This window comes from Pseudomonas sp. A214 (assembly GCF_900156295.1).
GTDB lineage: Bacteria > Pseudomonadota > Gammaproteobacteria > Pseudomonadales > Pseudomonadaceae > Aquipseudomonas > Aquipseudomonas rhizophila.
Map to the genome: position 1 here is coordinate 4,497,530 of NZ_LT707062.1, position 13,549 is coordinate 4,511,078.

The window sequence follows — 13,549 nt, forward strand, 5'->3', positions numbered from 1 at the left end:
CGGCAGCGCATTCAACATTGATGTACCAGACAGTCTGCTATCGCGAGCAGGCTCGCTCCCACAGGGTAATGCGTGATCCCCAAAAAAAACCCCATGAGCACTGGGCTCATGGGGTTTTGTTTTTCCCGCTATCGGCTATCTGTTTATGCCGGCGCGGAGGTACGGATCAGATGGTCAAAGGCGCTCAACGAAGCCTTGGCCCCCTCGCCTACGGCGATCACGATCTGCTTGTACGGAACAGTCGTCACGTCACCGGCGGCGAACACACCCGGGATCGAGGTTTCACCGCGGGCATCGACAATGATCTCGCCGCGTGGCGACAGCTCGACGGTGCCTTTGAGCCAATCGGTGTTAGGCAACAGACCGATCTGCACGAAGATCCCTTCCAGCGCCACGTCCCGTACTTCACCGCTTGGGCGGTCTTTGTAACGCAAGCCATTGACCTTCTGGCCATCGCCCGTCACTTCGGTGGTCTGGGCGTTGGTGATCACGGTCACGTTCGGCAGGCTGTGCAGTTTGCGCTGCAATACCGCGTCGGCACGCAATTGCACGTCGAACTCCAACAAAGTGACGTGGGCTACGATACCGGCCAGGTCAATGGCCGCTTCCACGCCGGAGTTACCGCCGCCGATCACTGCCACGCGTTTGCCTTTAAACAGCGGGCCGTCGCAGTGCGGGCAGTACGCCACGCCCTTGTTGCGGTACTGCTGCTCGCCCGGCACGTTCATTTCACGCCAGCGCGCACCGGTCGCCAGAATCACGGTCTTGGCCTTGAGGCTCGCACCACTGGCGAATTTGATTTCGTGCAGCGCGCCATCCTTGCCTGGTACCAATGCATCGGCGCGTTGCAGGTTCATGATGTCCACGTCGTACTGCTTGACGTGCTCTTCCAGGGCGACGGCCAATTTCGGCCCTTCGGTTTCCTGCACCGAGATGAAGTTCTCGATGGCCATGGTGTCGAGCACCTGACCGCCGAAGCGCTCAGCCGCGACACCGGTGCGGATGCCCTTGCGGGCCGCATAGATAGCCGCCGAAGCGCCGGCTGGGCCACCGCCCACCACCAGCACATCAAAAGCCTGCTTGGCGCTGATCTTCTCAGCCTGGCGTTCGATACCACTGGTGTCGATCTTGGCGAGGATTTCTTCCAGGCCCATGCGGCCCTGGCCAAAGTTCACGCCATTGAGATAAACACTCGGCACGGCCATGATCTGGCGTTCGTCGACCTCGGCCTGGAACAGCGCGCCGTCGATGGCGACGTGGCGGATATTCGGGTTCAGCACCGCCATCAGGTTCAGGGCCTGGACCACGTCCGGGCAGTTCTGGCAGGACAGCGAGAAATAGGTCTCGAAGTTGAACTCGCCTTCAAGGGAGCGAATCTGTTCGATGACTTCGACACTGGCCTTGGAAGGATGACCGCCGACTTGCAGCAAGGCCAACACCAGCGAAGTGAATTCGTGGCCCATGGGGATACCGGCAAAACGCAGGCTGATATCGGCTCCTGGGCGATTCAACGAAAACGAAGGCTTGCGCGCATCGGTGCCGTTGTCGAGCAAGGTAATCTGGTCACACAGACTGGCAACGTCTTTGAGTAACGCGAGCATTTCCTGGGATTTCGCACCGTCGTCGAGGGAGGCGACGATCTCGATCGGCTGGGTGACCCGTTCCAGGTATGACTTCAACTGAGCTTTAAGATTGGCGTCCAACATACGGGCGATTTCCATTTTTTGAATTTCAGAAAAAACAACGCCCGAGCGAATCTCGCCCGGGCGTTTTTTGGGGCGAAGCGGCTTGCTTGATTAAGAGCGGATCGCCCTCGGATGACTCACAGACTTAGATCTTGCCGACCAGGTCCAGGGACGGAGCCAGAGTGGCCTCGCCTTCTTTCCACTTGGCTGGGCAGACTTCGCCCGGGTGAGCAGCAACGTACTGAGCAGCCTTGACCTTGCGCAGCAGCTCGGAAGCGTCACGGCCTACGCCGCCGTCGTTGATTTCAACGATTTTGATCTGACCTTCAGGGTTGATCACGAAAGTACCGCGGTCAGCCAGGCCAACTTCTTCGATCAGCACGTCGAAGTTGCGGGAGATGACGTGGGTTGGGTCACCGATCATGGTGTACTGGATCTTGCCAATGGCTGGCGAGGTGTTGTGCCAGGCAGCGTGAGCAAAGTGAGTGTCGGTGGAGACGCTGTAGATTTCGACACCCAGCTTCTTGAATTCAGCGTAGTTGTCGGCCAGGTCTTCCAGCTCGGTTGGGCAAACGAAGGTGAAGTCGGCCGGGTAGAAGAACACCACGGACCACTTGCCTTTCAGATCGGCATCCGAAACCTGGACGAATTCGCCGTTTTTGAAAGCGGTAGCGTTGAACGGTTTAACTTGGCTGTTGATGATAGGCATTGATGACTCTCCGTCAGGGGTTGAAAAGTTGATGACGTGAATCTTAACCACTCATCCCCCGGCAGGCTCATTGGCAAACCTGATGTGAATGATTGGTTTTGGCTATCAGCCGCTTAATAGATAGAAGAAAACCTAATATGGCGAGCGGGCTCGCTCGCCATAGGTGGGTCCCAAGGATCAGGACGCTACGGGAGTTCGCATCGTGACGAATTCCTCGGCGGCAGTCGGGTGTACGCCGATGGTCTCGTCGAAATCACGCTTGGTAGCGCCAGCCTTGAGCGCGATGGCAAGCCCCTGGACGATTTCCCCGGCATCCGGCCCGACCATGTGGCAGCCCAGCACTTTGTCCGTGCGGGCATCCACCACCAGCTTCATCAGCGTGCGCTCCTGGCAGTCGGTGAGGGTCAGTTTCATCGGGCGGAAGCGGCTTTCGAACACCTGGACTTCCTTCCCCTCCTCCCTGGCTTGCTCTTCGGTCAGGCCGACCGTGCCAATATTCGGCAGGCTGAACACAGCCGTGGGGATCATCCGGTAATCCACCAGACGATACTGCTCGGGCTTGAACAGCCGCCGCGCCACCGCCATGCCTTCAGCCAGGGCGACGGGGGTGAGTTGTACCCGACCGATCACATCACCAATGGCCAGGATCGACGGTTCAGCGGTCTCGTACTTTTCGTTGACCTTGACGAAGCCCTTCTCGTCCAGCGTGACACCGGTGTGTTCAAGGCCCAGATTGTCGAGCATCGGCCGCCGGCCGGTGGCGTAGAACACGCAATCGGTGGCCAGTATGCGACCATCCTTGAGCTCTACCTCCAGGCTGCCATCGGCCAGTTTTTCGATGCTTTTGATGTCCGCGTTGAATTGCAGATCCAGGCCGCGACGGCTCAGCTCTTCGGCCAGATGCTTACGTACCGCGCCATCAAAGCCGCGCAGGAACAGCTCACCGCGATACAGCAACGAGGTCTGCGCGCCCATGCCATGGAAGATTCCGGCGAACTCCACGGCAATGTAGCCACCGCCCACCACGATGACGCGCTTAGGCAGTTCCTTGAGGAAAAACGCCTCGTTGGAGCTGATCGCGTGCTCACGGCCCGGAATGTCCGGTATCACCGGCCAGCCGCCTGTGGCGATCATGATGTGTTCGGCGGTGTAGCGCTGGCCGTTGATCTCGACCTCATGGGGTCCGGTGAGCCTGGCGTGGCCCTCGTGCAACACCACGCCGCTGTTGACCAGCAGGTTGCGGTATATCCCGTTGAGGCGATTGATTTCCCGATCTTTGTTGGCGATCAGCGTGGCCCAGTCGAAACTCGCTTCTCCCGTCGTCCAGCCATAGGCCGACGCTTGCTCGAGGTCCTCGGCATAATGCGCACCGTAGACCAGCAGTTTCTTCGGCACACACCCCACGTTCACGCAGGTACCGCCCAGGTAGCGGCTCTCCGCCACGGCCACCTTGGCCCCGAAACCGGCCGCGAACCGCGCAGCCCGCACACCGCCGGAACCGGCGCCAATCACATACAAGTCAAAATCGTAGGCCATTTTCTCTCTCCTTCGGCAGGCCATCAGCATACCTGCTGTTTTCACGCGAGGCAGCGTTGCGATGGTTATGGGGGCGGGAAATGAAAAAGCCAGGCGAAATGGGTAACACCGATCAGTCGGGCCAAAACCTGTGGGAGCGAGCCTGCTCGCGATAGCGGTGGGTCAGCTTGTGGTGATGCTGGATGTGCCGGCGCCATCGCGAGCAAGCCCGCTCCCACAGGGGTTTTGTTGGAGTGAGAGCATTATCCAGACAAAAAAACGCCCCGAACCGGTCGGGGCGTTTTTCAAGGTGCGGCGCAGGCGATCAGTACGCCTTACCCGTCTTGTAGAAGTTCTCGAAGCAGAAGTTGGTCGCGTCGATGTAGCCTTCGGCGCCACCGCAGTCGAAACGCTTGCCTTTGAATTTGTAGGCCATGACGCAGCCGTTCTGGGCCTGCTTCATCAGGGCGTCGGTGATCTGGATTTCACCGCCCTTGCCTGGCTCGGTCTGTTCGATCAGGTCGAAGATGTCCGGGGTCAGGATGTAGCGACCGATGATCGCCAGGTTCGACGGTGCATCTTCAGGCTTTGGTTTTTCAACCATGCTGTGGACGCGGTAGATGTCGTCGCGGATCATTTCGCCGGCGATTACGCCGTACTTGTTGGTTTCCTGCGGATCGACTTCCTGGATCGCCACGATGGAGCAGCGGAACTGCTTGTACAGCTTGACCATCTGGGTCAACACGCCGTCGCCTTCGAGGTTGACGCACAGGTCGTCCGCCAGGACCACGGCGAAAGGTTCGTCACCAATCAGTGGGCGACCGGTCAGGATCGCGTGGCCCAGGCCTTTCATTTCGGTCTGGCGGGTGTAGGAGAACGAACATTCGTCCAGCAGTTTGCGGATGCCGACCAGGTACTTCTCTTTGTCGGTGCCCTTGATCTGGTTTTCCAGCTCGTAGCTGATGTCGAAATGGTCTTCCAGGGCGCGCTTGCCGCGGCCAGTAACGATGGAGATTTCCGTCAAGCCCGCAGCAAGGGCTTCTTCGACGCCGTACTGGATCAGTGGCTTGTTCACCACCGGCAGCATTTCTTTGGGCATGGCTTTAGTCGCTGGCAGGAAGCGAGTACCGTAACCGGCTGCTGGGAACAAGCATTTCTTGATCATATAAGTCCTTGAAAAGGCGGTGTGTACGAGTTTCGGCGCAGTCTAATCAGGCCGCAGGCACCTTACAATGCCCAAGCTGGCCAACCGATGCCATCATAGAGAAATAAAAAATGGCGGATAGTTCAATCATCTTTCATTGCGAGGGCCAAGCGGTCTCACTGTACGCTCATGGGCGCTGTTTGCGAGCATTTGACGTATCATGGCGCTCTTGATCCCGCCAATGAGGCAGTTAGATGTCGGCAACAAAAAACGCAAACGGTTATTCGGTCAGCCAGGACAAAGACGGTCAGTGGTGGATCATCAACTACCACGGTGAACAGGTCGCCGGCCCCTTGCCCAGCAAAGCAATGGCGGTGGAAGTGGCCGCCGTGTTTCAGGACGAGCGCGCTGCCCCGGCAACCAAAGAGCGTGAAACGGCTCCAGCGCGCAGCCCCCGTCGTAAAAAGTAACGAGACAAGCCTCAAGTAAATGTCGCCTGGACATGGAACGGGGCTTTGTTTATCTGTACCGAAATGGCCATTCGCTATAACCTCGCGCCAGCCCCTTCCTTCTCGATGACGATTCCATGAAAAAATTTCTGGCGCTGTTTGCAGTCCTGGCCCTGGCAGGCTGTGCCACAGCCGAAAAAACCTACCTGAACACCGGCGAACAAGGCCTGACCATCGATTGCTCGGGCGAAGCGAACTCCTGGGCCACCTGTTATGAAAAGGCTGACGCCTCCTGCGCCGGCACCGGCTACCGCATCGTCGGTACCGATGGCACGCCGCAAGCCAAGGAAAGCGACAAGACCCTGGGTGTGGATGTCGGCAACTTCACCAGCCGCAGCGTCCTGGTGGTGTGTAAATAAGCCCGTGGTCTGACTCTCAGATGTGGATCTCGGCGAACTTGATCCCCAGGCCGCGGATGATCTCGATCAGGTCATCGAGGCGGCTGAAGGATTCAACTTCGTCCTGGTCGTCCACCAGAAAAAAGCTGCGTCCTGCGCTTTTCTTGAAAAAGACGATCCACTCCCCCGGGGTCGCCGGGTTCTGAATCACATGGGTGGCGCAGATAAGACCTTCTGCATGGCGCTCACGCACCTGCTCGCGCTTCATCGACTGACTCCATAAATGACAATGCCGCCAACGTCGACCGTGGCGGCATTTTTTGTCGAGGGCAGCAGTTTATCCGATGCCCGGCCTGCTCGTCAGGCCGAGCCCTGGCTCAACCGGAAATGCAGGCGTTGGCCGCGTCCTGCACATCACCCGGACGCACGGGCACGTTGGACAGGCTTTCGTGCAGCTTGATGCTGCTGCCACTGGAGCGCTCGTCAATATCGAACACCGCCGCCGGCAGCGTCGACAATTTGCCGGGGACGATCAAGCGCACGCCATTCTTGTGAGGTTCCATTTGCAGCGGACCCCGGGTGCTGGCCAGCTTGTCAGCGACGCACTTGGCATATTCGTGGGGTTTCTTTCCGGAGATGACATTCATGGTGGGCGGCGTCTGGTTGATGTCCGATACCGATGCACATCCACTCATGGCCAATGCCAACACCCACACACTGCGCTTCATATGATTCCTCCGATAAAGATCCTCCGACAATGCAAACGCTGCTTTTCTCCAGCATCCTGCGTCTTTTTTTGCGCATCCTGCGATAAATGAACAAAGCGTGGGGCGCAGGCCGGATATTAGCACCCGGTGCTGATAAACTGCGCAGCATTGACCTTGCTATCGTTTTGATTTGGTAGAAAAAGCCCTTCTGGAGGCGCCCATGAAATTCATACACCAGCGCGAACACCTCAACGAAGACGATATCGTCGTCATCGAATGCTCTCAAATGTGCAACATCCGCTTGATGAACGACGCCAACTTCCGCAGCTTCAAGAACGGCGGCCGGCACACCTATCACGGCGGCGCGTTCGACACGTTCCCGGCCAGGATCACCGCACCGAGCACCGGTTTCTGGAACATCACCATCGACACCGTCAACCGCCGTGCCATCAGCGTCACGCGCAAGCCGACCCTGACCCACAAAATCAAAATCATCCGGCGTTCCAGCTCGAAACTGAGCTGAGCATCGCCCTTCAAGACAGGCAAAACCGTGGCCCAGACAACCAAATACGTCATCAAGTACAAGCTCAACGGCGAACGCCGCTTCGAATTCGCGCAACTGGAAACCGGCACAAAGGAAGAAGCCATGGCAGCGCTGCAGGCGATCCATGGCCAGACCGATGATGTGATCAGCGACGTCAGGGTCAGTAAACCGTTGTAAAGGTTTCGTAGGCTCTTTGTGGCGAGGGGGCTTGCCCTGATTGGCGGCGCAGCAATCGTCAAGCCGGTGTACATCGCCTGCCGGAAGATTGCATCCTCCCCTTTGGACCGGCTGCGCCAACCAGCGCAAGCAAGCGCCCTCGCCACTAAGAATGCTTGCCTTATCTCAAATGTTGCACCGCAGGAAAATAAGACGATTTAAGTTGAAGAGTACTTCCCCCGGCTAAGTCTCTCACGATCCCATGGGTCTGATTCTCATGCCCGCGTCTCGCCCAATACCAAGAATTCGGCCAACCCAGTATCGAGGGTAAATCGCCTTCGTGCCGGTAGTTCCCAATGAAAGCATCATAGACAGCTTCCTCGAGTACCCCACCCTGCCCCCACATGACACTGACCAGAAGTGAGACTACCTGCACGCCCGAAACGGTAATGGTATAGGACGCAGTGATGCCGTCCCCGTCGGTGACAGTGATTTGCGCCTGGCCATTGCCCGCGGCACGCACATACCCCGTATCCGCGTCCACCACAGCCACTTGCGGGTTCGATGACGAGTATTTGTGGGGAGGAACCCCACCTACCGCGACACGCGTGTAACTCGCGTTGCTGGAGGGGATTGGATTGTTGGGCAATCGATGGTCCGCAATGACGTAGTTCTGCGTGGCCATGACATAGGCGTCCCCAAAACTCAGAGGGAACGCCACGGTCAGGTCTCTTGCCGACGACACCTGACCGCTACCGTAGAGCGCTTTCGCGGTGAAACTGTGCTCACCGATGGCCAGACCGATGACGGCGAAGTTCCAGATACCGTTGCTGCTGACGTGGGCAGAGCCTTTGAAATCCACAACGTCAAAAATATCCACTCCTTTATCGCCACTGGCGGTGCCGCTGAGCATGACGGCCGTTTCCACAGTGCTTGTGCCATGCGGAATTTCAACTTCCTTGCCGTCCTTCACTGAGGTAATTTCTGGCGGAGCAAGTCGGTTCAGGTGAATATCCAGAAAATAAACTGACGACTGACTGGAGTTGCCCAATTGGTCGAGCACCCTGAACTCGACCTGTGCCCTGCGGTTGTCACCCGCTTCCTGGAATTTGTCGGTGAACAGTGTCCTCACCTCCGGGACCGGGGCGCCGTCGGCTATCTCCCATTCATCGGTCGCATCGCCCAGCAGAAACTGAATACGATCGTAGGGCCGCCGGTTGCTGTAGTCGAAACCGAACGTCACCCCTTGCGCCGCCCGCTCGGCGCTGACCCCTTCGTCGATTACATCGGCTGGAATCAGCAGTTCCAGGCCTTCCGGCGCAGGTTCACCCGGAGCACGCAGGTGATACAGGAAGGTCAAGTCATCCGAGACCTCGTCGCCGCCGCTGGCGCGGGTCACTTTGTAGTACAGCCGGTTGACGCCATGACGCAACCGCCTGTGGGGTACATACAAGCGCATGCGCAGGCTTTCCTCCCCCGGCCGGACTGTATCGCCTGTCACGGGAGCGGGCTCGTCATTGAGATACAAGTCAGCCCGATCATCCGCTTCCAATGTCCAGGAATGACTCTGGGCCAATACCCATGGATCAATCAGACATTCAAGGCCCTTGGGCTGGTCGTCGTAAAGGCTTTTGGGGATACCCACCTGAGCAATGCCGGCCGGTCTCACCGGGGTGACCCAACCCATGATGATCACGGGGTACAACTTGAATAGTTCGTTCAATGTGCTGGATTGGATATCCATCATGCTCTCCTGGTGGGTGACAATCGCGAGCCTCTCGGGAACGTCGTTATCACACTCCAGGGCGGGGGAACTGGCTACTGTCAGATCTAACAGGTGTCGTGACGTTTGAGACAAATGGTTGGGTTGAGCTCGGTCAAGGGACATTGACCGCAAGCCCCGGAGTGCCGCAGACCTGAGCGCCTGCCAGACTGACCGCACTCTATTTGCCAGGTCTTCGATCATGCTCCCGAGCCTTCATGCGCCCTCGCTGGCCCAACACGTCAACACCCTTGACTGGCCCTCCCTGGAACAAGACCTCGACCAGGACGGCAGCGCAATCATCCGTAACCTGCTTACGGCCGAGCAATGCAGGATGCTCAGTGGCCTATACGCCGAACCCAACCTTTTCCGTTCGAAGGTGATCATGGCCCGCCACGGATTCGGGCGCGGGGAGTATCAGTATTTTCGCTATCCGCTGCCCGACCTCGTCCAGCAGTTGCGTCAATCCTTGTATCCGCCGTTGGTACCGCTGGCCAATCGCTGGAACGAATGCATGGGCCTTGAGGTGCGCTACCCCTCCGAGCATCCGGCTTTCATTGAACGCTGTCACACCGCCGGGCAACGGCGTCCTACGCCGTTGTTGCTGCAATACGGCCCGCAGGACTACAACTGCCTGCATCAGGACCTGTACGGCGAGCACGTATTCCCGCTGCAGGTGGCGATTCTGCTGTCGGAACCGGGCCAGGACTTTACCGGCGGCGAGTTCGTTCTCACGGAGCAGCGCCCGCGCATGCAGTCACGTGCGCAGGTTATCGATCTGAAACAGGGCGATGCGCTGGTATTTGCCGTGCATCAACGGCCGGTCAAAGGCGTTCGCGGTTATTATCGGGTGAACATGCGCCATGGCGTCAGCCGCGTGCACAGCGGTAGCCGGCATACACTTGGAATCATTTTTCATGATGCGCAGTGACGACACCCCTATCACGCTGGACCTGTTCGCCGACGAGACGCCGACGACACCCGGCCTGACCGAACAGATCGGCGAGCAAGCGTTTGTGTTGCGCGGTTTCGCCCTGCCCTGGCTCGAACGTTTGCTGCCGGCCCTGGAAGCGGTGTTGCTGGCCGCGCCGTTCCGGCAGATGGTCACGCCTGGCGGTTTTACCATGTCAGTGGCCTTGAGCAGTTGCGGCGCGCTGGGCTGGACCACCGACCGCACTGGCTATCGCTACACGGCCCATGACCCACAGACCGGCGCCCCCTGGCCCGACATGCCAGCGGTGTTCCGCGAACTGGCCCAGGCCGCCGCCCGGCAGGCCCACTTCGAGCACTTCGAGCCCGACGCCTGCCTGATCAACCGTTACGTGCCCGGCGCGCGAATGTCGCTGCATCAGGACAAGAACGAACGCTGCCTCAGCGCCCCCATCGTCTCCATGTCCCTGGGCTTGCCGGCGGTGTTCCTGTTCGGCGGATTCGAGCGCAGCGACAAAAGTCTGCGCGTTCCACTGTTCCACGGCGACATCGTGGTCTGGGGCGGCGTGGACCGGTTGCGTTATCACGGCGTGCTGCCGCTCAAGCAAGGCCAGCATCCGAAGCTGGGCGCCCAGCGGATCAACCTGACGTTCCGCACCGCCGGGTAACCGTGCAGAATTCAACCGCAAGACCCGGAGTGTTGCCATCTCACAGGCTCGCTATCTTAGCCAAAACGGGCCAATGGACATAACGACCATGAACAGCACTTCGAACACCCTCACCGCTGAACAGGATCCTCGCTGGGCCGCCGTGCTCGCCCGGGATCCGCGCGCCGACGGGCAATTCGTCTATGGCGTGAAAACCACCGGCATCTATTGCCATCCCAGCAGCCTGTCGCGCCTGCCCAATCCACGGAACGTGGAATTTTTTGACACGCCGGAACAGGCCCAGGCGGCGGGGTATCGTCCCAGCAAGCGAGTGGCCAGGGACCAGACCCAGCTCGCCGCCCAACAAGCGGCCCGGGTCGCGGCCGCCTGCCGACAGATCGAGGCTGCCGAAGAACTGCCTGGGCTCAATGAACTGGCGCAAAGCGCAGGCTTGAGTCCCTTCCACTTCCACCGGGTGTTCAAGGCCGTCACCGGCCTGACACCCAAGGGTTATGCCGCCGCCCACCGCTCGCGCAAGGTGCGCGAACGCCTGAGCGATGGTGGATCGATCACCCAAGCGCTGTACGACGCCGGTTTCAATTCCAACAGCCGCTTTTATGAAGCCGCCGACAAAGTGCTGGGCATGAAACCCGCCGATTACCGCGCCGCCGGGCAGAACACCGACATTCGTTTCGCCGTCGGCCAATGTTCCCTCGGGGCGATTCTGGTGGCGCAAAGCGAACGCGGTGTGTGCGCGATCCTGCTGGGGGACGATCCGGACGCGCTGGTGCGGGACCTGCAAGACAAGTTTCGCCGCGCCAACCTGATCGGTGCCGACCGCGAGTTCGAGCAATTGATCGCCCAGGTGGTGGGCTTTATCGAGGCACCGGCCCTGGGCCTGGACCTGCCGCTGGACCTGCAAGGCACGGCGTTCCAGGAACGGGTCTGGCAGGCCCTGCGGGATATTCCGCCGGGCAGCACCGCCAGCTATGCCGAGATCGCCCAGCGCATCGGCATGCCTAAAGCCGTGCGCGCCGTGGCCCAGGCCTGCGGGGCCAACAGCCTGGCAGTGGCGATCCCTTGCCACCGGGTGGTGCGCAGCGACGGCAACCTGTCGGGCTATCGCTGGGGCGTGGAGCGTAAGCGTCAGTTGCTGGCGCTGGAGCGCTCGTCCGCGGACTGAACGCCGATGTAGATCGCCACCGAGTCGGGGCCGCTGTAGACCTCGAAATCGGTGGTGAAGCGGCGCAACGTCTGCGGGTTGTCCACGAAATATGCCCAGATCAGGCCCCAGGTCTGGATCACGCAATCGGGCATCGGCCCCTTGGCCGAAAACATCAGGTAATCCCCGCCTTCGATGTCCACGGCGGCGTAGCCTGCGCTGGTCGCATCCACCTGCACCCCGGCCGTCACATCAAAGTAGCCGGTGGCGTCGGACTCATAGTTGGAATAGACCCCGTAGACAAACGATTCCGACTGCCTGGCGGGGATCTTGTCGAACAACCCTTCGCTGAAGAATTGCTGCCACATCGGGCCGATCCGTGCCATTTCAGGCTGCTGTTCGTCAGCGTTGCGCGTGTGTACCTGCAGGCCGGCCACGGTAAAGGGTTCGACTGCCTTGAGTTTGACGTCCATGGGTCAGGCTCCTTGAGAAATGAAGCGCGCATGGTAACCCGCTGGCCGTCGGGATCAAGTTGCCGCATCCGATTGAAAAACTCGACTGGCCCTGGCCGGGCCACACCTGCTAAAAACGCTGTTTTCCTCTGCCGTCGGAGACCTGTACATGAGCCAGTGGCCAGACACTCGCATTCTTGACCTGCTTGGCATCGAGCTACCCATCATCCAGGGGCCGATGGCCGGAGTGACGGGGCCGGCCATGGTGATCGCCGCCTGCAATGTCGGCGGGCTGGGTTCGATGCCGGCGGCGATGCTGGATGTCGAGCAATTGCGCCAAGCGCTGACGACGATCAGCGAACAGACCGACAAGCCGTTCAACGTGAATTTTTTCTGTCACCAGCCACCCGTGCTCGACGAGCCGCGCGCCGAGGCCTGGAAGCAGCACCTCAAGCCCTACTACGAAGAACTGGGCGCTGACTTCGACGCGCCGACGCCGGTGTCCAACCGCACGCCGTTCGATGATGCAGCCTGCCGGGTGCTGGAGCAGATGCGTCCTGCAGTGGTCAGCTTCCACTTCGGCCTGCCGGAGAAGTCCCTGCTGGATCGGGTGAAAGCCACCGGCGCTAAAGTCCTGTCGTCGGCCACCACCGTCGAGGAAGCCATCTGGCTGGAACAGCACGGTTGTGACGCGATCATCGCCATGGGCTATGAAGCCGGCGGCCATCGCGGGATGTTCCTCAGCGACGACCTCAACACCCAGGTCGGCCTGTTTGCCTTGCTGCCCCAGGTGGTGGATGCGGTGAGCGTGCCGGTGATCGCTGCGGGCGGTATTGGCGATGCGCGGGGTATCGTCGCAGCGTTTGCTCTGGGCGCATCGGCGGTGCAACTGGGCAGCGCCTATCTGTTCACCCCCGAGGCGAAGATCAGCGCGGCCCATCACCGGGCGCTGCGCACGGCCAAGGAAAGCCAAACCGCAGTCACCAACCTGTTCACCGGCCGCCCGGCCCGGGGCATCGTCAACCGGGTGATGCGCGAGATCGGGCCGATGAGTCCGATAGCGCCGGCATTCCCCCTGGCTGGCGGTGCGTTGCTGCCGTTGCGCGCCAAGGATGAAGAAGACTTCAGCAACCTGTGGGCCGGCCAGGCGTTCCCCATGGGTCGGGAGCTGTCGACCGCGGAGCTGACCCGGCGCTTGGCCGAAGAGGCACTGGTCCGATTCAACAACCGCGGTTGATCCTGAAGGAGCTCATTGTCTGTTGGAATGCCATCGCGAGCAGGCTCGCTCC

General features: G+C 59.9%; 16 protein-coding genes. 8 read left to right on the forward strand and 8 right to left on the reverse strand.

The window, feature by feature from the left end; all coding sequences use genetic code 11:
* Positions 1 to 143: 143 nt before the first annotated feature.
* The 4 genes from ahpF to galU all read right to left on the reverse strand — a co-directional run bounded on the left by ahpF (position 144) and on the right by galU (position 5,074).
* Complete coding sequence (gene ahpF / locus BW979_RS20020; protein WP_076385334.1) at positions 144 to 1,706, reverse strand: alkyl hydroperoxide reductase subunit F; 1,563 nt, start codon at positions 1,704 to 1,706, stop codon at positions 144 to 146.
* 124 nt (positions 1,707 to 1,830) lie between these two features.
* Complete coding sequence (gene ahpC / locus BW979_RS20025; RefSeq protein ID WP_047227636.1) at positions 1,831 to 2,394, reverse strand: alkyl hydroperoxide reductase subunit C; 564 nt, start codon at positions 2,392 to 2,394, stop codon at positions 1,831 to 1,833.
* 177 nt (positions 2,395 to 2,571) lie between these two features.
* Entirely contained in the window at positions 2,572 to 3,930 is a 1,359-nt protein-coding gene (gorA, locus tag BW979_RS20030; RefSeq protein ID WP_047227637.1) for a glutathione-disulfide reductase, read from the reverse strand.
* Between the two features lie 304 nt (positions 3,931 to 4,234).
* Positions 4,235 to 5,074, reverse strand: a complete 840-nt coding sequence (galU, locus tag BW979_RS20035; protein WP_047227638.1) for a UTP--glucose-1-phosphate uridylyltransferase GalU — start codon at positions 5,072 to 5,074, stop codon at positions 4,235 to 4,237.
* Positions 5,075 to 5,307: 233 nt separating this feature from the next.
* Between galU and BW979_RS20040 the strand changes: the two genes are divergently transcribed.
* Together BW979_RS20040 and BW979_RS20045 are read left to right on the forward strand one after the other, a co-directional pair.
* Positions 5,308 to 5,523: a hypothetical protein gene (locus tag BW979_RS20040; protein WP_047227639.1), complete on the forward strand. Its 216-nt coding sequence runs from the start codon at positions 5,308 to 5,310 to the stop codon at positions 5,521 to 5,523.
* A gap of 116 nt (positions 5,524 to 5,639) precedes the next feature.
* Complete coding sequence (locus BW979_RS20045) at positions 5,640 to 5,921, forward strand: hypothetical protein (RefSeq protein ID WP_047227640.1); 282 nt, start codon at positions 5,640 to 5,642, stop codon at positions 5,919 to 5,921.
* A gap of 16 nt (positions 5,922 to 5,937) precedes the next feature.
* Here BW979_RS20045 and BW979_RS20050 read toward each other — a convergent pair whose 3' ends face one another.
* Complete coding sequence (locus BW979_RS20050) at positions 5,938 to 6,168, reverse strand: hypothetical protein (protein WP_047227641.1); 231 nt, start codon at positions 6,166 to 6,168, stop codon at positions 5,938 to 5,940.
* Positions 6,169 to 6,277: 109 nt separating this feature from the next.
* On the reverse strand, positions 6,278 to 6,628 hold the full coding sequence (locus BW979_RS20055; protein ID WP_047227642.1) for a hypothetical protein: 351 nt from the start codon (positions 6,626 to 6,628) through the stop codon (positions 6,278 to 6,280).
* A gap of 199 nt (positions 6,629 to 6,827) precedes the next feature.
* Here BW979_RS20055 and BW979_RS20060 point away from each other — a divergent pair, with 199 nt between their 5' ends.
* Both BW979_RS20060 and BW979_RS27650 read left to right on the forward strand, forming a co-directional pair.
* Positions 6,828 to 7,130 carry a DUF1883 domain-containing protein gene (locus BW979_RS20060; protein ID WP_003182962.1) on the forward strand — a complete coding sequence of 101 codons (303 nt, stop codon included), beginning with the start codon at positions 6,828 to 6,830 and terminating at the stop codon, positions 7,128 to 7,130.
* Positions 7,131 to 7,157: 27 nt separating this feature from the next.
* Positions 7,158 to 7,328 carry a hypothetical protein gene (locus BW979_RS27650; RefSeq protein ID WP_172833800.1) on the forward strand — a complete coding sequence of 57 codons (171 nt, stop codon included), beginning with the start codon at positions 7,158 to 7,160 and terminating at the stop codon, positions 7,326 to 7,328.
* A 160-nt stretch (positions 7,329 to 7,488) separates the two neighbouring features.
* Here the strand turns inward: BW979_RS27650 and BW979_RS20065 are convergent, their stop codons facing one another.
* Entirely contained in the window at positions 7,489 to 9,051 is a 1,563-nt protein-coding gene (locus tag BW979_RS20065) for an Ig-like domain-containing protein (RefSeq protein WP_155417172.1), read from the reverse strand.
* A 220-nt stretch (positions 9,052 to 9,271) separates the two neighbouring features.
* Here BW979_RS20065 and BW979_RS20070 point away from each other — a divergent pair, with 220 nt between their 5' ends.
* The 3 genes from BW979_RS20070 to ada all read left to right on the forward strand — a co-directional run bounded on the left by BW979_RS20070 (position 9,272) and on the right by ada (position 11,829).
* The gene (locus BW979_RS20070) at positions 9,272 to 10,000 is read left to right on the forward strand and encodes a 2OG-Fe(II) oxygenase (protein ID WP_076385336.1); all 729 of its coding nucleotides are present in this window, start codon (positions 9,272 to 9,274) and stop codon (positions 9,998 to 10,000) included.
* Positions 9,987 to 10,667, forward strand: a complete 681-nt coding sequence (gene alkB, locus BW979_RS20075) for a DNA oxidative demethylase AlkB (RefSeq protein WP_372241384.1) — start codon at positions 9,987 to 9,989, stop codon at positions 10,665 to 10,667. The genes BW979_RS20070 and alkB overlap by 14 nt, the downstream gene beginning before the upstream one ends.
* Before the next feature lie 88 nt (positions 10,668 to 10,755).
* Positions 10,756 to 11,829 carry a bifunctional DNA-binding transcriptional regulator/O6-methylguanine-DNA methyltransferase Ada gene (gene ada / locus BW979_RS20080; protein WP_047227644.1) on the forward strand — a complete coding sequence of 358 codons (1,074 nt, stop codon included), beginning with the start codon at positions 10,756 to 10,758 and terminating at the stop codon, positions 11,827 to 11,829.
* Here ada and BW979_RS20085 read toward each other — a convergent pair.
* Positions 11,793 to 12,281: a GyrI-like domain-containing protein gene (locus tag BW979_RS20085; protein WP_076385338.1), complete on the reverse strand. Its 489-nt coding sequence runs from the start codon at positions 12,279 to 12,281 to the stop codon at positions 11,793 to 11,795. The two genes, ada and BW979_RS20085, sit on opposite strands and share 37 nt — an antisense overlap.
* A 148-nt stretch (positions 12,282 to 12,429) precedes the next feature.
* Between BW979_RS20085 and BW979_RS20090 the strand changes: the two genes are divergently transcribed.
* Positions 12,430 to 13,497, forward strand: a complete 1,068-nt coding sequence (locus BW979_RS20090; protein WP_076385340.1) for an NAD(P)H-dependent flavin oxidoreductase — start codon at positions 12,430 to 12,432, stop codon at positions 13,495 to 13,497.
* Positions 13,498 to 13,549 lie beyond the last annotated feature (52 nt).

Bases quoted from the DNA above. Each gene is read 5' to 3' on its own strand.
- ahpF (WP_076385334.1), bottom strand. From the start codon at position 1,706: ATGTTGGACGCCAATCTTAAAGCTCAGTTGAAGTCATACCTGGAACGG.
- ahpC (WP_047227636.1), bottom strand. From the start codon at position 2,394: ATGCCTATCATCAACAGCCAAGTTAAACCGTTCAACGCTACCGCTTTC.
- gorA (WP_047227637.1), bottom strand. From the start codon at position 3,930: ATGGCCTACGATTTTGACTTGTATGTGATTGGCGCCGGTTCCGGCGGT.
- galU (WP_047227638.1), bottom strand. From the start codon at position 5,074: ATGATCAAGAAATGCTTGTTCCCAGCAGCCGGTTACGGTACTCGCTTC.
- BW979_RS20040 (WP_047227639.1), top strand. From the start codon at position 5,308: ATGTCGGCAACAAAAAACGCAAACGGTTATTCGGTCAGCCAGGACAAA.
- BW979_RS20045 (WP_047227640.1), top strand. From the start codon at position 5,640: ATGAAAAAATTTCTGGCGCTGTTTGCAGTCCTGGCCCTGGCAGGCTGT.
- BW979_RS20050 (WP_047227641.1), bottom strand. From the start codon at position 6,168: ATGAAGCGCGAGCAGGTGCGTGAGCGCCATGCAGAAGGTCTTATCTGC.
- BW979_RS20055 (WP_047227642.1), bottom strand. From the start codon at position 6,628: ATGAAGCGCAGTGTGTGGGTGTTGGCATTGGCCATGAGTGGATGTGCA.
- BW979_RS20060 (WP_003182962.1), top strand. From the start codon at position 6,828: ATGAAATTCATACACCAGCGCGAACACCTCAACGAAGACGATATCGTC.
- BW979_RS20065 (WP_155417172.1), bottom strand. From the start codon at position 9,051: ATGGATATCCAATCCAGCACATTGAACGAACTATTCAAGTTGTACCCC.
- BW979_RS20070 (WP_076385336.1), top strand. From the start codon at position 9,272: ATGCTCCCGAGCCTTCATGCGCCCTCGCTGGCCCAACACGTCAACACC.
- alkB (WP_372241384.1), top strand. From the start codon at position 9,987: ATGATGCGCAGTGACGACACCCCTATCACGCTGGACCTGTTCGCCGAC.
- ada (WP_047227644.1), top strand. From the start codon at position 10,756: ATGAACAGCACTTCGAACACCCTCACCGCTGAACAGGATCCTCGCTGG.
- BW979_RS20085 (WP_076385338.1), bottom strand. From the start codon at position 12,281: ATGGACGTCAAACTCAAGGCAGTCGAACCCTTTACCGTGGCCGGCCTG.
- BW979_RS20090 (WP_076385340.1), top strand. From the start codon at position 12,430: ATGAGCCAGTGGCCAGACACTCGCATTCTTGACCTGCTTGGCATCGAG.